Source organism: Mycobacterium pseudokansasii (genome assembly GCF_900566075.1).
Lineage (GTDB): Bacteria > Actinomycetota > Actinomycetes > Mycobacteriales > Mycobacteriaceae > Mycobacterium > Mycobacterium pseudokansasii.
Genome location: NZ_UPHU01000001.1, coordinates 3,334,697 through 3,354,338, shown reverse-complemented (window position 1 = coordinate 3,354,338; position 19,642 = coordinate 3,334,697). Strand labels below are relative to the sequence as shown.

General features: G+C 65.7%; 21 protein-coding genes and 2 pseudogenes. 14 read left to right on the top strand and 9 right to left on the bottom strand.

Annotated elements, in window-relative coordinates; all coding sequences use genetic code 11:
* The first annotated feature begins 490 nt into the window (after positions 1-490).
* Together EET10_RS15250 and EET10_RS15245 are read left to right on the top strand one after the other, a co-directional pair.
* Positions 491-2,176 carry a sensor histidine kinase gene (locus EET10_RS15250; RefSeq protein WP_174719693.1) on the top strand — a complete coding sequence of 562 codons (1,686 nt, stop codon included), beginning with the start codon at positions 491-493 and terminating at the stop codon, positions 2,174-2,176.
* Positions 2,158-2,823, top strand: coding sequence for a response regulator (locus EET10_RS15245; protein ID WP_036405353.1), 666 nt, complete (start codon positions 2,158-2,160; stop codon positions 2,821-2,823). The genes EET10_RS15250 and EET10_RS15245 overlap by 19 nt, the downstream gene beginning before the upstream one ends.
* Before the next feature lie 142 nt (positions 2,824-2,965).
* On the opposite strand, the gene EET10_RS29640 is transcribed toward EET10_RS15245, so the two are convergent.
* Positions 2,966-3,307 carry a hypothetical protein gene (locus tag EET10_RS29640; protein ID WP_122502269.1) on the bottom strand — a complete coding sequence of 114 codons (342 nt, stop codon included), beginning with the start codon at positions 3,305-3,307 and terminating at the stop codon, positions 2,966-2,968.
* Between EET10_RS29640 and EET10_RS29635 the strand changes: the two genes are divergently transcribed.
* On the top strand, positions 3,291-3,467 hold the full coding sequence (locus tag EET10_RS29635) for a hypothetical protein (RefSeq protein WP_167480180.1): 177 nt from the start codon (positions 3,291-3,293) through the stop codon (positions 3,465-3,467). The genes EET10_RS29640 and EET10_RS29635 overlap by 17 nt on opposite strands.
* Before the next feature lie 162 nt (positions 3,468-3,629).
* Here EET10_RS29635 and EET10_RS15235 read toward each other — a convergent pair whose 3' ends face one another.
* A complete protein-coding gene (locus EET10_RS15235) occupies positions 3,630-3,965 on the bottom strand; it encodes a PE family protein (protein ID WP_063467991.1) in 336 nt (111 codons plus the stop codon).
* Positions 3,966-4,495: 530 nt separating this feature from the next.
* On the opposite strand from EET10_RS15235, the gene EET10_RS32315 reads away from it, so the two are divergent.
* The 3 genes from EET10_RS32315 to EET10_RS15220 all read left to right on the top strand — a co-directional run bounded on the left by EET10_RS32315 (position 4,496) and on the right by EET10_RS15220 (position 6,039).
* Positions 4,496-5,140, top strand: coding sequence for a PE family protein (locus EET10_RS32315; RefSeq protein ID WP_036405347.1), 645 nt, complete (start codon positions 4,496-4,498; stop codon positions 5,138-5,140).
* 188 nt (positions 5,141-5,328) lie between these two features.
* Positions 5,329-5,610 carry a hypothetical protein gene (locus EET10_RS15225; protein ID WP_036405345.1) on the top strand — a complete coding sequence of 94 codons (282 nt, stop codon included), beginning with the start codon at positions 5,329-5,331 and terminating at the stop codon, positions 5,608-5,610.
* Between the two features lie 27 nt (positions 5,611-5,637).
* Complete coding sequence (locus EET10_RS15220; protein WP_122502268.1) at positions 5,638-6,039, top strand: NYN domain-containing protein; 402 nt, start codon at positions 5,638-5,640, stop codon at positions 6,037-6,039.
* 47 nt (positions 6,040-6,086) lie between these two features.
* On the opposite strand, the gene tpx is transcribed toward EET10_RS15220, so the two are convergent.
* Positions 6,087-6,584 (bottom strand): thiol peroxidase, encoded by a 498-nt coding sequence (tpx, locus tag EET10_RS15215; protein WP_036405341.1) that lies wholly within the window; start codon positions 6,582-6,584, stop codon positions 6,087-6,089.
* Positions 6,585-6,703: 119 nt separating this feature from the next.
* Here tpx and EET10_RS15210 point away from each other — a divergent pair, with 119 nt between their 5' ends.
* Both EET10_RS15210 and EET10_RS15205 read left to right on the top strand, forming a co-directional pair.
* Positions 6,704-7,654, top strand: coding sequence for a GlxA family transcriptional regulator (locus EET10_RS15210; protein ID WP_122502267.1), 951 nt, complete (start codon positions 6,704-6,706; stop codon positions 7,652-7,654).
* A gap of 19 nt (positions 7,655-7,673) precedes the next feature.
* Positions 7,674-8,411: a DJ-1/PfpI family protein gene (locus EET10_RS15205; RefSeq protein ID WP_122502266.1), complete on the top strand. Its 738-nt coding sequence runs from the start codon at positions 7,674-7,676 to the stop codon at positions 8,409-8,411.
* Positions 8,412-8,446: 35 nt separating this feature from the next.
* Here EET10_RS15205 and EET10_RS15200 read toward each other — a convergent pair whose 3' ends face one another.
* Complete coding sequence (locus tag EET10_RS15200; protein ID WP_036405335.1) at positions 8,447-8,923, bottom strand: nuclear transport factor 2 family protein; 477 nt, start codon at positions 8,921-8,923, stop codon at positions 8,447-8,449.
* 131 nt (positions 8,924-9,054) lie between these two features.
* On the opposite strand from EET10_RS15200, the pseudogene EET10_RS15195 reads away from it, so the two are divergent.
* Together EET10_RS15195 and EET10_RS15190 are read left to right on the top strand one after the other, a co-directional pair.
* Positions 9,055-9,207, top strand: a pseudogene (locus EET10_RS15195) (short-chain dehydrogenase); the annotation flags it as partial.
* 28 nt (positions 9,208-9,235) lie between these two features.
* The gene (locus EET10_RS15190) at positions 9,236-9,661 is read left to right on the top strand and encodes a hypothetical protein (RefSeq protein ID WP_136622951.1); all 426 of its coding nucleotides are present in this window, start codon (positions 9,236-9,238) and stop codon (positions 9,659-9,661) included.
* 3 nt (positions 9,662-9,664) lie between these two features.
* Here the strand turns inward: EET10_RS15190 and EET10_RS15185 are convergent, their stop codons facing one another.
* From EET10_RS15185 to EET10_RS15175, 3 genes are all read right to left on the bottom strand, one after another.
* Positions 9,665-10,450 (bottom strand): YqjF family protein, encoded by a 786-nt coding sequence (locus tag EET10_RS15185; protein WP_036405331.1) that lies wholly within the window; start codon positions 10,448-10,450, stop codon positions 9,665-9,667.
* A 95-nt stretch (positions 10,451-10,545) separates the two neighbouring features.
* Positions 10,546-10,914: a SpoIIAA family protein gene (locus EET10_RS15180; RefSeq protein WP_099187314.1), complete on the bottom strand. Its 369-nt coding sequence runs from the start codon at positions 10,912-10,914 to the stop codon at positions 10,546-10,548.
* A 577-nt stretch (positions 10,915-11,491) separates the two neighbouring features.
* Positions 11,492-11,782 carry a hypothetical protein gene (locus EET10_RS15175; RefSeq protein ID WP_051490644.1) on the bottom strand — a complete coding sequence of 97 codons (291 nt, stop codon included), beginning with the start codon at positions 11,780-11,782 and terminating at the stop codon, positions 11,492-11,494.
* A 155-nt stretch (positions 11,783-11,937) separates the two neighbouring features.
* On the opposite strand from EET10_RS15175, the gene EET10_RS15170 reads away from it, so the two are divergent.
* The 3 genes from EET10_RS15170 (at position 11,938) to EET10_RS15160 (ending at position 14,346) form a co-directional block, all read left to right on the top strand.
* A complete protein-coding gene (locus EET10_RS15170) occupies positions 11,938-12,441 on the top strand; it encodes a hypothetical protein (RefSeq protein WP_244601952.1) in 504 nt (167 codons plus the stop codon).
* Between the two features lie 86 nt (positions 12,442-12,527).
* A complete protein-coding gene (locus EET10_RS15165) occupies positions 12,528-13,253 on the top strand; it encodes a peroxiredoxin (RefSeq protein ID WP_174719692.1) in 726 nt (241 codons plus the stop codon).
* A 241-nt stretch (positions 13,254-13,494) separates the two neighbouring features.
* A complete protein-coding gene (locus tag EET10_RS15160; protein ID WP_246013732.1) occupies positions 13,495-14,346 on the top strand; it encodes a bile acid:sodium symporter family protein in 852 nt (283 codons plus the stop codon).
* A gap of 18 nt (positions 14,347-14,364) precedes the next feature.
* Here the strand turns inward: EET10_RS15160 and EET10_RS15155 are convergent, their stop codons facing one another.
* Together EET10_RS15155 and EET10_RS15150 are read right to left on the bottom strand one after the other, a co-directional pair.
* On the bottom strand, positions 14,365-15,036 hold the full coding sequence (locus EET10_RS15155; RefSeq protein WP_036405485.1) for a GAP family protein: 672 nt from the start codon (positions 15,034-15,036) through the stop codon (positions 14,365-14,367).
* A 43-nt stretch (positions 15,037-15,079) separates the two neighbouring features.
* On the bottom strand, positions 15,080-17,407 hold the full coding sequence (locus EET10_RS15150) for an arylsulfatase (RefSeq protein ID WP_122502264.1): 2,328 nt from the start codon (positions 17,405-17,407) through the stop codon (positions 15,080-15,082).
* Between the two features lie 618 nt (positions 17,408-18,025).
* Here EET10_RS15150 and EET10_RS15145 point away from each other — a divergent pair.
* Positions 18,026-19,387 (top strand): annotated as a pseudogene (locus EET10_RS15145) (HNH endonuclease signature motif containing protein).
* The last annotated feature ends 255 nt before the right edge of the window (positions 19,388-19,642 follow it).

Below are 19,642 nucleotides of genomic sequence, written 5' to 3'. Positions count from 1 at the left end.
GCGGTTGCCGCCAGCCTCGTCCGACCACATCACGGTCGTCACAGCCGCCCGTCAGAAAGAAATGGTCATAGTTCACCCGAATAATGCCCATGCCCTGCCGGATGCGTGCGCTCACGTCGGCAGGCGGCCATGCGATGGCCCTGGCCGCGGACTGCTCCGTCCGTGGCTGGTGACCGGCCGATTCGAGCCCGCGGCTGGCCATCCGGTTGGGACGTTCACGGTGACGTCCTGGTACGTGTCGGCCAACGTCGAGAACCGACTCCGTATGCTCAAGCGACAGGCGCTTTCGATGTACGTCGATGAGCGACTCGCAGAACCTCGTTATTGCGGCGCATTGGCTTGCGAGGAAAAGGCTTTCATCTTCGTCGAGGCGGTAGCTGCTCCATCGTGCTGAACGCCGGGCGCCGCCGGCAACCCCGGTCACGTCCGGGAAGGCATGAGACCCGCAGACTTTCGCGCATTCTGCTCATCGGCGCGGTAAGGTCCCCTCATGGCGTACCGGGGTCGTATCGACTTGCGGCTCGCCAGCCGGGTTCTGCTGCTGCAACTCGTGCTCGTGACGCTGACGTTGGTCGTCGCCTTCGCGTTGTTCGCCCAGTTCAATCGGCACCGCTTGGACCTCCAGTACGGTGTTCACGCGTTGGACATCGCGCGCGTGGTGGCGTCGTCCCCGACAGTGCTCACCAACATCTCGCGCTACGACCAGATCCCGTTGACCCCGAGCCCCGCGCTGGTCGACGAGCTGGCGACCGGACCGCTGCAAAGCGTTGCCTCACGAGTCGAGCAACGCACCCATGTGCTGTTCGTGGTCATCGCCAACAACCAGGGCATCCGGCTCGCGCATCCGCGTCGCGACGAGTTGGGTGGTCGGGTCAGTACCGATCCCGCCGAGGCGCTGGCCGGTCACGAACAAGTAGTACACCAGTCCGGCACCCTTGGGCGGTCGATCGTCGCGAAAGTGCCGGTGGTGGAACCCGGTTCAAACCGGGTGCTGGGAATGGTGAGCGTCGGCATCTCCACCAAGGCATTCGATGAACAGTTCTCCAAGAATCTGAGGGTGCTGGCCCCGTTGGGAGGTGCGGCGCTGCTGATCGGTGTGGCCGGGTCGGTGGCGCTGGCCCGCCGCTGGCGCGGGCTGACACTGGGTCTGCGGCCGACCGAGATGGCCGAGCTGGTCCGCACTCAGGCGGCCGTGCTGCATGGCATCGGGGAGGGCGTCCTGGCGGCCGACGAAACCGGAAACATCACCTTCGTCAACGACGAGGCGTGCCGATTGCTCGAGATCGGTAACGACGTGGGCCGCCGCATTGACGAGATCGGGCTGACCCCACGCGTTCTCGACGTGTTCACCGCGGCCGAGGCCGCTCCCACGCTGGCCACGGTCGGCCAACGGATCGTCGTGGCCTCGGCGCGAAAGGTGTCCCGCGACGGGCGCGAGCTGGGAACGGTATTGGTGGTGCGCGACCGGACCGATGTCGAGTCGCTGACCCGCCAACTCGATGCGGTGCAAGTGATGAGCACCGCGCTGCGCGCGCAACGCCATGAGTTCGCCAATCGCCTACACCTGCTGAACGGGCTGTTGCACACCGGCCATGTCGAGCAGGGATTGCAGTATCTGGAGGAGCTGCTCGGGTCGGGGCCGCTGGCATCGGCGGTACCCGGTATCGACACCATCCGCGACACCCATCTGCAGGCGTTTTTGGCGGCCAAGGCCGCGGCCGCCCGCGAGGCCGGGGTCACGTTGCGGATCGGCGAGAACACCTGGATTACCGGCCGGCTCGAGTTGCCCGTCGACGTCACCACCGTGGTGGGCAACTTGCCGGACAATGCCATCGACGCCGCCCGCGTGAGCCGGAACGCTCCCAGGGAAGTGGAAATCGAGCTGCTGCAAGAGGGTTCGACGTTGCATGTCACGGTCGCCGACAGTGGCGACGGCGTGGCACCCGAATTCGTCGAGCAGCTGTTCACCGAGGGCACCACGACCAAGCAGGACTCCGGAATACCGGGCGGGCGAGGTATCGGGCTTGCGTTGTCACGTCAGATCAGTCGTTCCCTGGGCGGCGATCTTTGGCTGTCGAGCCGGGGCGACCCGGCATCACCGCTGCGAGGCGCAGAGTTCATCGCCCGGCTGCCGGGCGTGCTGGCCGAGGAGGGGCAATGGGTGGGTCAGACCTGACCGTGCTGGTGGTTGACGACGACTTCCGCGTCGCCAACATGCATGCCGGAGTCGTTGCCGCGATGCCGGGTTTCGCGGTGGCCGGCACCGCCAACACCGTCGCGGCCGCGCGCGAGGCGCCTGCCGTCGACCTGGCGCTGGTAGACGTATACCTGCCCGACGGCTCCGGAATCGATTTCGTTCGCGAACTGCGTTCCGACAGCATGATTTTGACGGCGGCGACCGAAGCCGAGACCGTTCGCGCAGCCATGGCCGCGGGCGCGTTGGGCTACCTTGTCAAACCGTTCTCGACCACCGAGCTTGCCGCCCGGCTGTCCGGCTACGCCCGCTACCGGAAGATCCTGGCCAGCGCCAACCTCAGTGCCCGCGACGTCGACGCGGCACTGGATGCGCTTCGCCCCCGCCTAGCCCCCGCCCAGTCCTCGGCAACCGCGGCCTCCCCCACCAAACAGCTTGTGCTGCAGGCATTGAAGAAGTCACAGACGCCCATGTCGGCTGCCGAAGTATCCGCGGCCATCGGCATATCCAGAGCCACCGCACAACGGTATCTGGCGGCAATGGCCTCCAGCGGCGACGTGAGCGTTGGGCTGCGCTACGGCGCCACGGGCCGGCCCGAGCAAGAGTTCGCGGCGATCGTCGCGCGCTGAGCGGGTGGGTGCGACGCCACGGTGACCAATCGCTTGACCAGTCCCTTGGGCAGCGCCGGCACCAGCGGCATGAGTGCCCACCGCGCACTGGACTCGTCGCCGGTGGCGGATACCGCGTGAGCGTGCGCGTGCATCCCATTCGTCAGCGTCCACAAAAACCGTCGTCATCCGGCAGGGCCGCCGGCTGGTCCGCTCCTGCCGGGATTGCCGTCGGCTTCCGCGACGCCGGCGGCGGGGTCAGGCGGGCAGAACCGGCAGGGGCAGCTTCGGTCCACGCGAATCGGGCCGCGGCGGTGATGGCACGCCCGACGCCGGGCATATCGCGCATGGTTTGGCTGGCGTCGGCGCGAAACGCCCGCCACCGCGGCCGCGAGCCGGCGGCGGGCCAACCGATCGCGCGGCCGCGCCCGCTGACGGCGTCCGCCAGGGCTTCGCACAGACCCAGGCCGTCGGCGAGGCAAGGTGCGATGACCAGGATGATCATGGAATCGGCGCAGCCCGTCGAAGTCGAGCGCGCGGTTGCCTACCCAGGCGCACTGCACCAGGCCGGTGGCCCCTGTTGCCTGCTCGCCGAGGGACATGGCTTGGTCGGCCAGGTCAATGACATTGTTGATTTTCCCCGGGACCCGGTATGGGCGCGGTGAGCCGGTCACCCGACGGCCATTCTTTGACGCTGCTGGATGCAACCATGACTTTATTCCTGTCTGATTTCGGGTCTGATTCGGAAATTACTTGGTCACCGGAAAATCGGGTCCACCAAGAAATGGCCGATGGTGATTACGCCGACAATCGACCGGCCCGCGTGCTCACCACGCCAGCCACGGGTTGGTGATCGGAAAGAGGGCCAACAGCAGGCTCTCGGCGGCGGCTTCATCGACCTCGGTGTAGGACTGGGCGACTTGCCTGAACGCCGCACCGGTTCGCATCAGCTCTTCCTGTGCTGCCTGGTTCAGTGCCAGCATCGAGGCCGCTTGGGTGTGGAAGGCCGCTACCGCCTGCGCGGAGACTTCATCCGCCCCGGCGGGAGCGAGGCCGGTCACCGAGATCGCCGCCGTGGCGCCGGCCTGCAGGGACCGGGTGCCCAGATCGGCCACCTGGCTACCGATGTCGGCCACCACCGGATCAAATGACATGGGCTGCATTGACGTACTCCTCGTCTGCTCGTGTCGAAGCCGTTTGCCCGGTGCGAATGTGGCAGATCGGCAATTCGAGAATGGATATTCAATCCGCGCCAATTAACTTCGCGTGCTGATCGCGAATATCTTCGGCGCTTGTTAGACCGAATTTAAGACGTCGCTGCTCATGTGTCGCGCTTGTGGGCGATACCCGGCATAAGTGACGATTTCCAGCTTTTGCGCATTATGCTCAAACCCGATGCCGGCAGCCGGAGCCCGGTGATTGCGCCGCGCGGTAGCACAAGCGGCGTGGTGCGCTGCGTCACAATTGGCCCCAGGGATTCCGGCAACGTCCCCAATGGCGCCGCCGCTAACCCGTCCTGAAAAGAAAGTGGCTGGCTAGGGCTCCACGAGGCCGTAGAATTGAACAATCGTGCAGCGCAGCTGTACCGGAGTTTGCGGCGGCAGCCGCGCCACGGGCCCCGCTGATCGTTGAATTGCTAGGTGGTCACGACCACGGTCCTGTCCGCGCACAAATACATAGGAGCAGCAGGCAAATGGACACCATGTCACACGACCCGTCGGCAGGCGATATTGGTTCGCAGTTGGTCGACATTGGCAACCAGGGCATAGGCGCGGGCAGCACAGCGGCGATGACGGTGCTGACCGGACTGATCCCAGCCGGCGCTGAAGAGGTCTCGGCGCAGGCGGTGATGGCGTTTGCGCAGGAGGCTGCCTCGATGTTGGCGTCCAACGTAGCGGCTCAAGAAGAGCTGATGCGGACCGGCTCGGCGTTGACCAACATCGCCCGGATGTACGGTGACGCCGACGACAGCGCCGCCGACGCCCTGGCCTTCCGTGGTGCGGCGATATCCCACTCGGCCGCCGGTGGCTCCGGCGCAACGCTTGGCCCGGGACTCATGGGCCCCGGCGCAGTTCAGGCAGCGGCTGAATCGGTGGCGCGCACCCCGCTTATGTCGCAGATGGTGGAAGCGTCATCCTCGCCGATGGCGTCGACCGTCGCCAATGCCGGATCATCTGCGATGAGTGGCGCAGCCCCGCTCAGCAGCGGAATGGGCGGCGGCGCACCGGCCGGCGGTGCCTCCAAAGCAGGACTGACGTCAGCTACCGGACCCGCGGATCAGGACGAACGCGAACGCGACGAGCAGCCCGACGCGCAATCCGGTGAACGCCTGGCCTGACAGACCTCCCCGTCCGGCAGTTGTCCGCTAGCTGAACCGTGCATCCACGGTGAGCGCACGACCGCCTGCATGCGGTAGTGAACAGCCGAACATCACGGTTCTGTCTGCGGCGCACCGCCGAACCGCGGCCCGCATCTCCTACGCTTGCGCTGTCCCGTGGTAGCGCAGGAAGCGAAAGAGAGGGCGTAGTGACCAACCCGGACATGGCCACCATCTTGCGGGAGATGAAAATCCCGGAGCGGATGACCGGCAGCCAGGCGCTGCGCGACTTCTTGCTCATCTACATCGATGACCAGGAGTCGCTGGCGAACAACCCGGAACGACTCAAGCAGTTGAACGGCCTGCTCATTCTTTCGCACCTGGAGGTGGTCAACGCTCTTGGGTCGCTGGAATCGGCAGCCGCTGAGCAGCACGTGGAGAGGTTCCGGAAAGAGATCAACCGAAAATACCGGAAACGCTGGTGGTTCTAGCCAGGATCTCGCATCGTACGGTGAGGTGTGCGTTGGATCGTCGACGGTATGAACGTGATCGGGAGTCGCCCCGACGGTTGGTGGAAGGACCGTCACGGCGCCATGGTCGCGCTGGTGGACAAGCTGGACCGGTGGGCCGCTGACGAGCGTGGCCGGCACGGTAACGCGGTGACCGTGGTGTTCGAGCGACCACCGTCCAGGCCTATCCGCTCCTCGGCGGTCGAGGTGGCGTATGCGCCCAAAGCGGCTGCCAACTCGGCTGACGACGAGATCGTCCGGCTGGTGCAAGCCGACGCCCAACCGGATGCGATTGCAGTAGTGACGTCGGACAAGGCGTTGACCGACCGGGTCCGGCAGTTAGGCGCCACCGTCTACCCGGCGGAACGTTTTCGTAGCCTCATCGACCCGTCCGTGACCGGACAGGCTTAACGCGCGCCGCAACCGATCCGGCCAGCCGGTAGTGGGGCGTCGGGGCGTCAGCCGCTGACCGCCGCGAGCGCGGCATCGTAATCGGGCTCTTGCCCGATTTCCGGGACCAGCTGGGTGTAGGCGACGTTGCCGTCGCCGCCGATCACCACGATGGCTCGGGCAAAGAGCCCGGCCATGGGGCCGTCGGCGATGGTGACGCCGTAGTCCTCACCGAAGCTGTCCCGAAACGCCGAGGCTGTCGTGACGTTCTCGATCCCCTCGGCACCGCAGAATCGCTTCAGCGCGAACGGCAGGTCTTTCGACACGCACACCACCGTCGAGCCGGTTGCGGCGACACGCTCGTTGAAGGTCCGCACGCTGGCCGCGCACACCGGCGTATCGATCGACGGAAAGATATTCAGCACGACGGCCTTGCCGCGGAACTGGTCGCTGCCCACGGCGCCGAGATCGGCGCCGGTCAACGTGAACGCGGGGGCCGAAGTTCCGACAGCGGGCAGTTCGCCGACAGTGTTGATCGCATTTCCGTGCAGGGTTATCTGTGCCATCGGCACAGTCTGCCAAGGTCGGGATCGCGGCTTGTGAGCAGGTCCGCCACGGACTTATGTCCTAATTCGTGGGGTATAGGGCATAGACGCCATGCAGTTGTCTGGCCAACATTGAGTCCATGGCCCGCACTGTGCTGATCGTCGGCTTCTCCGGGGTGCAGGCGCTTGACGTGGTGGGACCGTTCGAGGTCTTCGCCGGCGCATCGCTGCTGACCCGGGGCGGCTACGACGTCACCCTGGTCTCCCCCGGCGGGCACCCGGTGACCACCGCAACCGGCCTAGCCCTGATGACCGAGCCGCTGCCGGATCCGAGCGCACCCGTGCACACCGTGGTGCTGCCCGGCGGTGCCGGGGTTGATACCGCACGCGACAACCTCGAGTTGATGGAGTGGATCGCAGCGGTTGCGCGCACTGCCGGCCGCCTCGTCACCGTCTGCACGGGCGCGTTCTTGGCGGCGCAGGTGGGATTGCTCGACGGTCGGCGTGCCACCACGCACTGGGCCTTCGCCGACCGGTTGGCCCGCGAATTTCCCGCCGTCGAGGTGGATCGCGACCCGATCTTCATCCGCAGCTCCGAGACGATATGGACCGCCGCGGGGGTGACGGCGGGGATCGACCTCGCGCTGTCGCTGGTGGAGGATGATCACGGCACCGAAGTCGCCCAGACCGTCGCCCGCTGGCTGGTGCTGTATCTGCGCCGCCCCGGCGGTCAGACACAGTTCGCGGCTCCGGTCTGGCTGCCGCGGGCCAAACGGCCCACGATCCGCCAGGTCCAGGAGGCCATCGAAGCAGAACCGGGCGGCGCCCACCGGGTCGACGACCTGGCGCGCCGCGCGGCGATGAGCCCACGTCATTTCACCCGGGTGTTCACCGATGAGGTCGGTGAGGCGCCGGGCCAATACGTCGAACGCGTCCGCACCGAAGCCGCGCGCCGGCAGCTGGAACAGACCGACGACACCGTCGTGGCCATCGCCGCCCGCTGCGGGTTCGGCACCGCAGAAACGTTGCGGCGCGACTTCATTCGTCGTGTCGGCATCTCGCCCGACCAGTACCGCAAAACCTTTGCCTAACACACTGAGGAGAACATCGATGACCCAAATCGCGATCGTCACCTATCCGGGATTCACGGCGCTGGACATGATCGGCCCCTACGAGGTGCTGCGAAACCTTCCGCAGACCGAGGTGAGGTTCGTCTGGCATGAATCCGGACCGATCACCGCGGATTCCGGCGTGCTGGTGCTCGGGGCCACCCACACGTTGGCCGAAACACCCACGCCCGATGTCATTCTCGTGCCGGGCGGGCCGTCGACCCCGGTGCATGCGCGCGACGGGAAACTGTTGGACTGGCTGCGCCGGGCTCACCGGACTGCCAGCTGGACGACGTCGGTGTGTTCCGGCTCGGTGATCCTGGCAGCCGCCGGGCTGCTCAAGGATCGACGCGCGACGTCGCACTGGCTGACCATTCCCGCGCTGAAGGCATTTGGTGCCATCCCCGTCGCCGACGAGCGGATCGTGCGCCAGGACAACGTCGTTACCAGCGCGGGTGTGTCCGCGGGGCTCGACCTGGCGCTATGGCTGGCCGGGGAAATCGGCGGCGAAGGTCGCGCCAAGGCGATCCAGTTGGCAATCGAGTACGACCCACAGCCGCCGTTCGACTCCGGCCACATGTCGAAGGCATCGGCCACCACCAAGGCCGCGGCAACGGCTCTGCTGTCCAAAGACAGCATCACACCGGCAAACTTGACGGCCACGACGATGCTCGCCTGGGCGCAGGCGCTGGCGGCGGTTCGGTCACGGCGACGCAAGCGGCAGCCCGTGGGCCTGTAGGGATAACGCCTATACTTCGAAAAGCGTTACCGTGGTTAAGTTTTGGGCTGTAGGATGTGGTCGGTGGCAAGCCGGCCGCCCGCCTGCAGCCAGGCGCCGACCACCCGTGGCGCATCACGGTCGGGGTTGTAGATATCTTCTTCGCTGCAGAACAGGCCGCCGCCGGCGTAGCGCAGCCGCGTCCAGTTCGGGAACCAGAACGGCTCGCCGTTCGGATCGGTCGGGTGGTCGAGCAGATTCCTGACCTCGAGGACGACCGCGTCGTTGTCCTCGTCATAGGCGGTCCAGTTCGAGGGAAACCGCATGTGCGGAAACGGGGCCATCGCGGCAACGATCCAGTCCCGCACCGCCTCGCGCCCGCGAAAGACACCGTAGTGGTGTTCGATGTAGACAACGTCCTCGGTGAACAGGTCGGCGAATGGTCGCCAGTCACTCGACTCCGAGCACCCCTCCACGACGCTGGTGTAGTGCCGGACGGCTTGTTCGATCTCGGTTTTTGGGAACTTGCCCATACCGGACACACTAGAGCCTGCGTCGGTTGGCGGTCACGTCTGGAGGGGATGACGAATGAGCGTGGTGGACTTATTCGGCCTGGCCGCCGAGGAACTCACGGCGGCCGGCGGCACGGCGCTACTCCTCTGCTGCGATGAGCCCCGGTTACATTCTCACCGAACTGGTCGAACCCCGCGCCGAATACCACCGGCTGTGGGAGCCAAGAATTCCGCTCGGCGGCCTGGGCCGTCCGGACGAACTCACCGGCCTCTACCCCTACTTGGCCAGCGCGGCATCGAGTTAGATGGCGGGCTCCGATATCGTGATCGACGGTGGATATACCTGCCCCTGAGGCGAGCTTCGGTTGCGCGGTATGCGGCAACATGGCGGGACGGGTCCGACTGGCCGGACCAGCCGAACCGCTCGGTGACAAATCCCGGCCGGCCCTTGAGGCGTTGGCCGAGTTGGATGCGCTAGTGCGCCCGCAAGGCCAAGCCCGCGTCGTGGTGGAGACCTTCTTCGGCGTGGCCAGTCAGCCCGTCTCGGCCGACCGCGTCGACGCCGTGGCACAAGCGATCACCGGCGCGGACGCGTCCGCGCTGTATCGCGTCGGCTACGCTTACGCGCCCTTCCACTGTCCCGAGTGCGCGACGTCCTACTGCGGAGAGCATTGGGACTGGCGGGAATTCGACGACGACCCGTTCAGCGGCGTCGAAGGCGACTGCCCTCGCGGGCATTTCCACGTACTGGCCTATTGAACCTCACCCAGCGAGGCAGCGACGCCCGAAACGCGTTCGCATACCTGGCGAATACAGCGCACGCAAACGTGGGCCGGCGGGTCGCACCCCGCTGGCGTCGCGCAGTTCGTCATCCAATTCGACGATCTCCGCGGCGTGCAATGGCCAGGTGTCATGTTCATTCGGTATCCACCACGTGCGGCCGCCCCGGCGAGTGTGGGCGCCCCAGCGGGCGGTCAGCCAGATCTCCAGTGGCGTCGGTTCAACCACGTCACCGATGTCGACGGTGAGCCGGCTACGCAGCCCGGGTTGCGGCCAACGGCGCACACTGTCATACGTGATCCGGTTGCCGGAGTGCGTCATTCGCATCCTGGCCCACGTGTAGGGGACGCCGAGACCGATGCGGGTGACGGGCACTACCGCCAGCCGCGTCGTTTCCAGCGATCGAAAGAGAACACCGTGGCGACCGGCATTGTCGACGGAGTAGAGGCGGATGTTGGTTTCCTGAAAGCTGCCGAAATAGGGCAGCGGGAGTGCGGTGCCGAGTTTGGTGCTCGTCAAGAAGAACGGGACCAACCCCACATAGGTTAGGCCCTCCGTCATCCCATCGGCGAAAACGTCGGGTCGGGTCCCGGGTGGATATAGCTGCGCGACGCTGTGAGCCAGCACCGGCCAATGGACGAAGGTCAGATCGGTCCAGAGCTGGTCGAAAGTGACCGGACCGCTCAGTGGCGGGGCGTTGACCGGGTATCCCGCCAGGGCCGAATTGTCGTCTGGCGCTTGCGGCGACGGCGCGGGGGTGGCTGTCATTCGATCATCGTGGCACGCGGGCCGAACGGTGGGACGGATTCGCGAAGGCTCACCAGCGGGGCCGGCGCCGTCAATTCAGATCGGGAGCCGACGGTTTAGGAGCCGTCGATAATCCATTTCCGCGCTTCGTCGGTCTGCGCGGCGGGAAAGTGACGAATCGTTGCCGCCACGAAGTGCGACGTCAGATGCTCGGCGACATCTCCAAGATGAGAGTCGGTGACCACCGCGACTTTTTTCACGTGCTTGTGGTGATCCCGGACGAATCGGAAGTGGGTGACCATCGCCCCGAAGCTGTCCCAGCCGGGAAACCCGGGAGCCTCGATGATCAGCCCGGCCAGGTCGCCCGACGCCTCGATATGGGGGTCAACCGCCTTCGCGAGTTTGTCGAAGTCGTCGCTGTCGAGCGCGGATTTGGGTCGCACCAGCAGGATGGAGTGGTCGGTGTCCAAGTCGTATTCGATCATGTGTTACTCCTACCAGTAATACTTGCGCGAAGGTGGAACGAGATCGTCGAAGGCCGAATCATTGCCGTGGCGCCAGCGCCCGAGCGCGGCGTGGACGGCTAAGCGGTCACGATGCCGCTGATTGCGGTTCTCCTGACGATGCTGTGGCCCGGCATGGCACATCGAGCAGGAGCAGACGTTGGTGCCGGTGTAGTGAAGGCCCCAGTGACACTTGGTCGCTGGAAACCAGCTCTCCCACTTCGCGGGGGGACGCTCAGGAAGATCGCAGACAGCGTGAGCGGATGCATGCTGCGCTTCGGCAGCGAGATCGCCCCGGGCGAGTTGAACCCAGAACGGAGCATGGGCGTCGGTGCGGGACAAGGCGGAGCCTCCGGGGACTATGGCCCCTGCCCGCTACCCTCGGATGAGGACGGACAGGGGCTAAGGTGTCTCCACCGAGTCCCGGGCCCTGCGATATACCGTGCTCACGGACCCAAAGCTATCACCGACAGTAAACGGAAAAGGCACGCATGCCGGACCTTTGGGACGCGCTGTCGCGACACCGAGTGCTGAGTCCTGGACGTCGGGCGTCCCTACCCTAGGCGTCATAATTGCGGTTGGGTTGCTCGAACCACAGAAGTCCGCCTGGCTCCTCGGAACCAACGGCGTGACCCATCCCCCATAGCCAGTGGTCGTCTTCGTACCGCTCCATATGTGGCGGGAAGTCAACCTTGGGGAACGGGTTGCAGTCCACGCCGTCCCCTCGATGCGCAGCGGCACGGCCTAAGCAGAACGGGCAATCATCGTGGTCGTCGAAGTTCTCCAACGCCCGCTGGGTGATCCGCACCTTCCGGCCGTCGGGTAGGCGAAACTCCTCCTCGTCTTCCATACCAGCAATGCTCACACCGGATACCGACAGCTCAGGTTGGCGGGTGTCTGCTCTTAACACGATTGAACGGTTCCGAGTTCTTGCTGGCGACGTCCATGATCGCCTTTGCCGCAAGTCGTGGATAAGAGCCCAAATTCCCCTCTATGTTGGCCGGTATGGCTATTTCACGGTGTCGTAAAGGGGGCTCGTTGGTCGCCGCGGTCGCGGTGTTGATCGGAGTCGGGGTGGCACCGGCCGGACGCGGCGGTGCCGATCCGGAGTGTGCCAACGGGCAACCCGACGCCGCCCCTGCAGGCAAAGGTCAGCAGGTGATCGTCGACTACTTCACGGCAATCAACAACCACGACTACCGCACCGCATGGGGATACCTCGGTGGGCCGGTCCGTGCCATGTACGGCGCCGGGCTGACGACGTTCTCGTCGATCATGGGCGAGCACGTGAAGTGCGTACGAGTCACCAACATCGCCGTGGCCAGGAGTAGCGACCCGGACATCTCGGCGTCGCTCGGAATCCAGTGGTATCGGGTGACTTTCGATGCCGAGTACCTCACGCCGTTCGAGGCCGGTGCGGGCACCCTGCCGCCGTTCTACAAGACGCACGCCGACCCCCATGAGGGAGCGCCACCGCCGCTGATCATCAACCAGGGCACCAGCCCCTGAGTCTTCGGGCAGGCCCGCCGTCGACGTCGCGGAATATACCCCTACCGGTATTTGTTGGGACGGGTTGGACCACCGAAAGGACCGCGATGACCCTCACCGACACTCCCACCGCCGCCATGCCCCGGATTGGCGAACCGGCACCGGCTTTTTCCGCCGTCACCACCCAGGGGCCCATCAACTTCCCCGCCGACTACGCCGGCAAATGGGTGATCTTCTTCTCCCACCCAGCAGATTTCACGCCGGTGTGCACCAGCGAGTTCATGACGTTCGCGTCGATGCAGCAGGAGTTCGCGGCCTATAACACCGAGCTGGTCGGCTTGTCCGTGGACTCGCTGTACAGCCACATCGCCTGGTTACGAACCGTCAAGGACAAGATCACCTTCCGCGGTATGCACGACGTGGAGGTCGGCTTCCCGCTCGTCGAGGATGTCTCGATGCAGGTCGCGCAGAAGTACGGGATGATCATGCCGGGCGAGGACGCCACGAAGGCAGTGCGCGCGGTCTTCATCATCGACCCCGGGGGGATAGTCCGCGCGATCATCTATTACCCGCTGAGCCTCGGACGCAATTTCGACGAGCTGTTGCGAGCGGTCAAGGCCCTGCAGACGGCCGATCGCTTCGATGTCGCGACGCCGGCCGATTGGCGACCCGGTGATCGGGTAATCGTGCCGCCGGCAGGTTCGTGCGGCACCGCCAAGGAGCGAATGGACGGTCACGTCGCGGGCGTCGAGTGCAACGACTGGTTCTTCTGCACCAAGGAGCTCAGCGCCGACGACGTCGAGTCCGCTATCCGAGTCGACGGCCCTGGCTGACTCGCCGGCTGCCGACGCGCCCAATCGGTACCTTCCCACGCGGCGGCGCACCTGCCGGGAGGTCCCGGATGACGACCCGGCCGACTTCGGCTGTCCAGTGCCGGATCAGCGCGGGACCACATCCAGACTGGGGCTGAAGATGTTTCGCGTCGGCAAGGCGGCAAGCTGACGACGGTGGAGCACCGTTTCCGGACGCGTTGCCGGCGTCACCGGGCGCCGTGGCAGGCTGTGCGTCGTGACCATGGCAGAAGCGGCGAAGCTCGCCTTCCAGATAAGCCTGTTCGTCGTGATCCTGGGCTACGGGTTGACCGCGCGGTTCGCCGACGTGGGCTACCTGGCGCAACGCCCGGGACTGCTGGCGCGATCCCTGCTGGCCGTTCTCGTCGTTGCACCCGCGGTGGCGGTGCTGCTGGTCCAGATGATGGATCTGCGGCCGGAGGTTGCCATTGCGCTGGTGACGTTGGCGATCTCACCGTTGCCGCCGTTGTTGCCCCGCCGCGGGGAAAAGGCCGGCGGGCAGGTCCAATTCGGGCTGGGCCTGGTCATCGTGTTGGCGGTGCTCGCCGTTCCCGTGCTCGCCGTCGCCGCGACCTTGCTGGGCAACGTATTCGGGCATCAGTACGTGGTCAGCCCGTGGGCGATCGGCAAGCTGATGCTGGTGTCGGTGTTGGCGCCGCTCGTCGCCGGAATGACGATCGGGGCGGTCTGGCCGGCGGCGGCCAAGCGTATCGCGGGTCCCATCGAGAGCGCCCAACGCTGGGTGCTGCCGGTGGCGATGATCGTGCTGTTGGTCACCGCGGCGCCGCGGATGTGGAAGCTCATGAGCGGTTCCACCCTGGTAGCCCTGGCGGTGTTCGTTGTGGCCGCGTTGCTCGCCGGGCATGTGCTGGGCGGGCCCGATCGCCAGTTTTCGGCGGTGGTGGCTTTCGCGAGCAGTTGCCGCCACCCGGCGACCGCGCTCACCATCGCGTCGGCGAATTTTCCCGACACCGACGAACGCGGGGCGGTTGCGCTCTACGGCCTGATCACTGCCGGTGTCGGCCTGATCTACACCCGCTGGATACGTCAGCGGGAAGCCGCGACACCCGGCTGACCTGCCGGACTTGCCCGGTTAGAGAATTCCCAAGCCGTGCAAGGCTTTCCACCCGAACCAGAGTCCGAAAACCGTCCCGACCACAACCATGATGGGCCGGTCGTTTGCCTGCAGCCAGCGCAGGATCCGGTCCAGCAGGGTGCGCGACTGGGCGGGGAATACCGCAGCCATCGCGATGATGAGCAGATTGGCGCTCATAGCCAGCAGCACGAACGCGATGTAGGAGGCGATATTGGCAGCCCGCGGCAAACCCGCGCCGCCGATCACGCTGATCGCCGCCAGGGTGAACACCCACGCCTTGACCGAGACCGTGATGACACCCGCCCCGATGAAGAAGGCCTTGGTGGGTGTCGCCGACATGAGCATGCTCATCCACTTCGGTGGCGGCGCCTCGGGATCGTCGTCGCTCAGCAGCTCGCGCGCGGCGGTGACCAGAAACAGCAGGGCCACTACCAACAGGACCGTCGACATAATCCAGTGGTGCGGGTGACTTGTGTCGGCCTTGCGGGCTCCCCAATGCAAGATGGTGCCGAAAATGAGGCCCTGCAATAGGCGGGTGCCGATATGCCCGGCGACCCAGGCGCCGGCCGTCCGCAGATGCGATGGCGTGCCCAGCAACATGATCGTGATCGCGATCTCGATCGGTTCCAGGACGCCGCCGAGAATCAGCGGGATAAGGCTGCTCCACATGGCGGTCACCGGCTGAGGATAGCGAGCCGTCGCCCCGTCTCGGCTACTGCGAGGTCAGCGCGGCGCGCATCTCGGCTTCGGCGATCGCGGCGGCGAGATCGGCCGGATGCGGGTCGACGGTGGCGTCGATGCGATCGATCCGGCCCGTGAACCGGAAGTCATGCCCGTACGGTGCCACCGGAGACCCGGTATCGACGCCGACGTCCAGCGTTTCGCCGCTCATCGAGAACCGGAAGGGTACCGTGCGCTCGAGGCGGCCGCTGACCACGGCGGCGCCGTCGACCAGCAGCGTCACCGATGCGCCCTTGCCCAGTCCCCCGCCGTCGTAATCGAACGAAAGCCCAAGGTTCACAGGGCCTTCGGGCAGTGGACCGGGTGCGGTGACGGTGGTGAGTTCGTGGCCCAGATAGTTGTAGGCAAAGCTTGGCACGCCGTCTTGCAGATAAAGGCTCCACCCGGCCATCGCCCCGCCGACGGAGATGACCACCCCCTGAGCGCCGCCGGGCGAGACGTGCAACTGTGCCCGCAGCGTGAACGACGTGCTGGTGTAGCTCAGCGTCACGGGTTCGGGGATGCGTACCTGGCCCGGGTAGTAGGTGACCGAGGTGCGATCACCGAGCAGGCTTGGCCGGTTGACCGGCAGCGCCCGCGCCAGCGTGGCATCACTGAGCGGGTAGACGTCGTACTTGCGTGCTTCGGCGTCGAAAACGGCTTGCAGCTCGGTGAGCTTGTCCGGGTACTGCTCGGCCAGGTCGACACCCTGGCTGAAGTCGTCGGCGAGATGGTAGAGCTCCCAGCGCTCGGCCTCGCCGAACGGAATGTTGCGCTGGGCACGGATCCAGGGCAGTCGACCATGGAAGCAGCACGCCATCCAACCTTCGTGGTAGACGGCGCGATTGCCGAAAATCTCGAAATACTGCGTAGTTCGGTGGCTTTCGGCGTCGGCGTCGGCGAACGAGTACCGCATGCTGACGCCTTCGAGCGGCTTCTGCTCGACGCCGTTGACGCGTTCGGGCATCTCGATGCCGGTGACTTCCAGGATGGTGGGGACGATGTCGATGACGTGGTGAAACTGGCTGCGCTGCTCTCCCGCGTCGGCGATGCCGCGCGGCCAGGAGATGGCCAATCCGTTGCGGGTGCCGCCGAAATGCGATGCCACCTGCTTCATCCACTGGAACGGCGCGTCGAGCGCCCAGGCCCAGCCGACGTTGTAGTGGTTTTCGCAGCGGGCCGTGCCGAAGTCGGCCATGTGGTCAAGGAGCCATTCGGGGTCTTCGGGCAGCCCGTTTTGAAACGCTGGCGAGCTCCAGGCACCGTGCAGGGTCCCTTCAGCCGACGCGCCGTTGTCGCCGCACACATAGATGAACAGTGTGTCGTCCCATTGCCCCAATTCGTCGATGGCGTCGACGACCCGTCCGATCTGGGCGTCGGTGTGGGCGAGGAACCCGGCGTAGACCTCCATCAGGCGCTGCGCGACCGGCTTGTACCGATCGTCGTAGTCCGCCCAGGCGGGTATCTGCTCGGGCCGCGGAGTCAGCCGGGTGCCGGGAGGGATGATGCCCATGTCGATCTGGCGGGCATATGTCTTCTCCCGCAATGCATCCCAGCCGTCGTCGAACTGGCCGGCGAACCGGTCCGACCACTCCGGCCACACGTGGTGCGGGCTGTGCGTCGCCCCGGGCGCGAAATAAAGGAAGAACGGTTTGTCGGGCGCGGAGGTTTTCTGCCGGCGGATCCACTCGATCGCCTTATCGGCCAGGTCCTCGCTGAGGTGATAGTCGTCGCGTCCCAGATACGGCTCGACGGGGGTGGTCTGGTCGTAAAGCGCCGGCTCGTACTGCGACGTATCGCCGCCCAGAAAGCCGTAGAAGCGCTCAAAACCGAGGCCGGTGGGCCAGCGGTCGAACGGGCCGGCGGGGCCGATCTCCCAGGTGGGGGTGAAGTGCGCCTTGCCGATCAGCGCGGTGCTGTAGCCGTTCATCTGCAGGATCTGTGCAACGGTCGCGGTGCTCTGTGGCAGCACGCTGTCGTAGCCGGGGAATCCGTAGGCGATCTCGCAGATGGTGCCCATGTGGGCGCTGTGGTGGTTGCGTCCGGTCAGCAGCGCGGCGCGCGTCGGGGAGCACAGCGCGGTGGTGTGGAATTGGTTGTAGCGCAAGCCCGCTCCGGCAATGCGTTCGAGAGTGGGTGTGGGAACCGGTCCGCCGAACGTGGATGCGGCGCCGAACCCGACGTCGTCGAGCAATACCACCACGACGTTGGGAGCACCCGCGGGTGGATACGTGATCGTCGGCGTGACCGGGGTGGACCCGGCCAAAGTCGGGTTGATGACGCCGGTGAATGGTTCAGTGCCGCGTGGTAGGTCAACCACTATGCCTCCGTTGGTCGTCGGGTGGAGCCTTCTGGATACCGATCCGTCCGGTGTGTTCGGCTTCGCATCGCTCACCGGGCCACTACACCGTAGTGGCTGGAGGTTATGCGGCTCTAGGCAGTCGACGAAGGGTGTAATGACCCGATCTAGACGGCTGCGCTGCAGCGCTTGGTTGCGTCGCGAACACCGGAAGAACGTTCGATGTAGGTAGAGCTTGCCGATGTGCTGCTGTGCAGGAGTTGAAGGATTGTCGGCCGTTCGGAGTCGCCCTTGCTGGGTGGCTTCAAACCGTCACATGCTGCGGATCGGCGATGTGATCGGCGATCAATCCCATTGTGCACCGCTGTATCCCATCGTGATGCCTAGGATCCGCAAGCCATGCTGCCGGGACCCCCTCCCGACGTCTGGTGATCAAGATCCGTCTTGTGATCGGTGTGGTGGCCGCGGGTCGGGATGGCGTTGGGGTGATGAGATCGGTTGTCGGACCGCTGCGTTGGTTTGCGGTGGGCACCGGCGAATCCAGTGCGTTGTTCGCTGTGGGTGAACATGTGAAATCGGTTGTTCGGCAGTCACTTTCTGCCCGGGTTTGTGTCAGAGGCCGCCGATAGGTTGGGTGTCATGGCGGAGCGCGAAGCGATCACGGCGGCCTTCGACGGGTTGGATGCCGCGCTGGATGTGGTGGTGGGTCTGGACTTTGACGCGTTGACCACGTTGGAGTGGTTGGCGTTGCTGGAGCGCTGCGAAAAAGTGCGCCGGCGCCTACCCGTACCCGAGCACCAGCTGATCAACCACCTGGCCCGCCAAGCCAGCGCCGAAGAGCTGGGCGGCAAACTGTCGCATGCGATCGCCGAGTGGACACTGACCAGCCGCGCCGAGGCCACCCGGCGCATCAACGCCGCCGCCGATCTGGGGCCACGGCGCGGGCTCACCGGTGAACCGATCGCCCCGGCGCTGGCCGCCACCGCCGCCGCCCAACGCGACGCCAAGATCGGCGCCGAACACATCACCGTGATCCGCCGGTTTTGCCGGCAGCTGCCCGGCTGGGTCGACCAGCCCACCCGCGAGCGCGCCGAAGCCCAACTGGCCCGCCAAGCCAGCCAGTTTCGCCCCGAACAACTCGCCGAGCTGGCCGCCACCCTCGCCGACTGCCTCAACCCCGACGGCACCTACACCGATCAGGATCGGGCGCGGCGGCGCGCTCTGACGTTGGGCAGCCAACACGCCGACGGCATGTCGGAGCTGCGGGGACTGATCACCCCCGAACTACGCGCCACCCTGGAAGCGGTGCTGGCCAAACTGGCCGCCCCGGGCATGTGCAACCCCGAATCTGAAAGCCCATGTGTCGAGGGCACCCCCAGCCAAGACGCCATCGACGCCGACACCCGCTCGGGCGCCCAGCGCCACCATGACGGGCTGCTTGCCGGGCTGCGCACCCTGCTGGCCTCCGGAAACCTGGGCCAACACAATGGGCTGCCCGCCTCGATCATCGTGTCCACCACGCTCAAGGATTTGGAGTCGGCCGCCGGCGCCGCACTGACCGGCGGGGGCACCATCGTGCCGATGTCGGATGTGATCCGCCTGGCTCGCCATGCCCACCACTATTTGGCGGTTTTCGACCAAGGCAAAGCGTTGGCGCTGTATCACACCAAGCGGCTGGCTTCCCCGGGGCAGTGAATCATGTTGTACGCCAAGGAACGTGGCTGCACCGCCCCAGGCTGCGACGTCAAAGGCTACTACGGTGAAGTCCACCACGTGATCCCCTACGCCCAATCGCCCACCACCGACATCAACCAACTCACCTTCGCCTGCGGACCCCACCACAAACTCCTCGACAACGGCTGGACCACCCGCAAAAACACCCACGGCGACACCGAATGGCTCCCCCCACCCCACCAAGACCGCGGCCAACCCCGCACCAACACCATGCATCACCCCGAAAAACTGCTCCGCCACGGAGACGACGACGACGAACCCCCATAGCCGGCACCACATCCCACACATACCTGTCCCTGGTGGATGACGTTGCAACACAACGCCATACGTGCTCAGGTCACCGCACGAGGCAACTAGCGGCCATTCGTGGATACGGGACGTTGTCGGCCTCGTCGTGTGCACACGACGTGGAGTTCCGGGGCGTAGTCACCGCCTGCTTTCGCATGCACCAGCGACAACGGCGGCTATCGCACAGTCTGGCCCAACCTCATGGCTCAGAAGTGTTGCGCAACAAGGATTTCC

Coding starts and splice junctions, on each gene's coding strand:
- EET10_RS15200 (WP_036405335.1), bottom strand. CDS start 8,923: ATGGGCAAGTTCCCAAAAACCGAGATCGAACAAGCCGTCCGGCACTAC.
- EET10_RS15245 (WP_036405353.1), top strand. CDS start 2,158: ATGGGTGGGTCAGACCTGACCGTGCTGGTGGTTGACGACGACTTCCGC.
- EET10_RS15180 (WP_099187314.1), bottom strand. CDS start 10,914: ATGATCGAATACGACTTGGACACCGACCACTCCATCCTGCTGGTGCGA.
- EET10_RS15185 (WP_036405331.1), bottom strand. CDS start 10,450: ATGACAGCCACCCCCGCGCCGTCGCCGCAAGCGCCAGACGACAATTCG.
- EET10_RS15170 (WP_244601952.1), top strand. CDS start 11,938: ATGGCTATTTCACGGTGTCGTAAAGGGGGCTCGTTGGTCGCCGCGGTC.
- EET10_RS29640 (WP_122502269.1), bottom strand. CDS start 3,307: ATGATCATCCTGGTCATCGCACCTTGCCTCGCCGACGGCCTGGGTCTG.
- EET10_RS15250 (WP_174719693.1), top strand. CDS start 491: ATGGCGTACCGGGGTCGTATCGACTTGCGGCTCGCCAGCCGGGTTCTG.
- EET10_RS15205 (WP_122502266.1), top strand. CDS start 7,674: ATGACCCAAATCGCGATCGTCACCTATCCGGGATTCACGGCGCTGGAC.
- EET10_RS15235 (WP_063467991.1), bottom strand. CDS start 3,965: ATGCAGCCCATGTCATTTGATCCGGTGGTGGCCGACATCGGTAGCCAG.
- EET10_RS15160 (WP_246013732.1), top strand. CDS start 13,495: ATGGCAGAAGCGGCGAAGCTCGCCTTCCAGATAAGCCTGTTCGTCGTG.
- EET10_RS15165 (WP_174719692.1), top strand. CDS start 12,528: ATGACCCTCACCGACACTCCCACCGCCGCCATGCCCCGGATTGGCGAA.
- EET10_RS32315 (WP_036405347.1), top strand. CDS start 4,496: ATGGACACCATGTCACACGACCCGTCGGCAGGCGATATTGGTTCGCAG.
- tpx (WP_036405341.1), bottom strand. CDS start 6,584: ATGGCACAGATAACCCTGCACGGAAATGCGATCAACACTGTCGGCGAA.
- EET10_RS15175 (WP_051490644.1), bottom strand. CDS start 11,782: ATGGAAGACGAGGAGGAGTTTCGCCTACCCGACGGCCGGAAGGTGCGG.
- EET10_RS15155 (WP_036405485.1), bottom strand. CDS start 15,036: ATGTGGAGCAGCCTTATCCCGCTGATTCTCGGCGGCGTCCTGGAACCG.
- EET10_RS15210 (WP_122502267.1), top strand. CDS start 6,704: ATGGCCCGCACTGTGCTGATCGTCGGCTTCTCCGGGGTGCAGGCGCTT.
- EET10_RS29635 (WP_167480180.1), top strand. CDS start 3,291: ATGACCAGGATGATCATGGAATCGGCGCAGCCCGTCGAAGTCGAGCGC.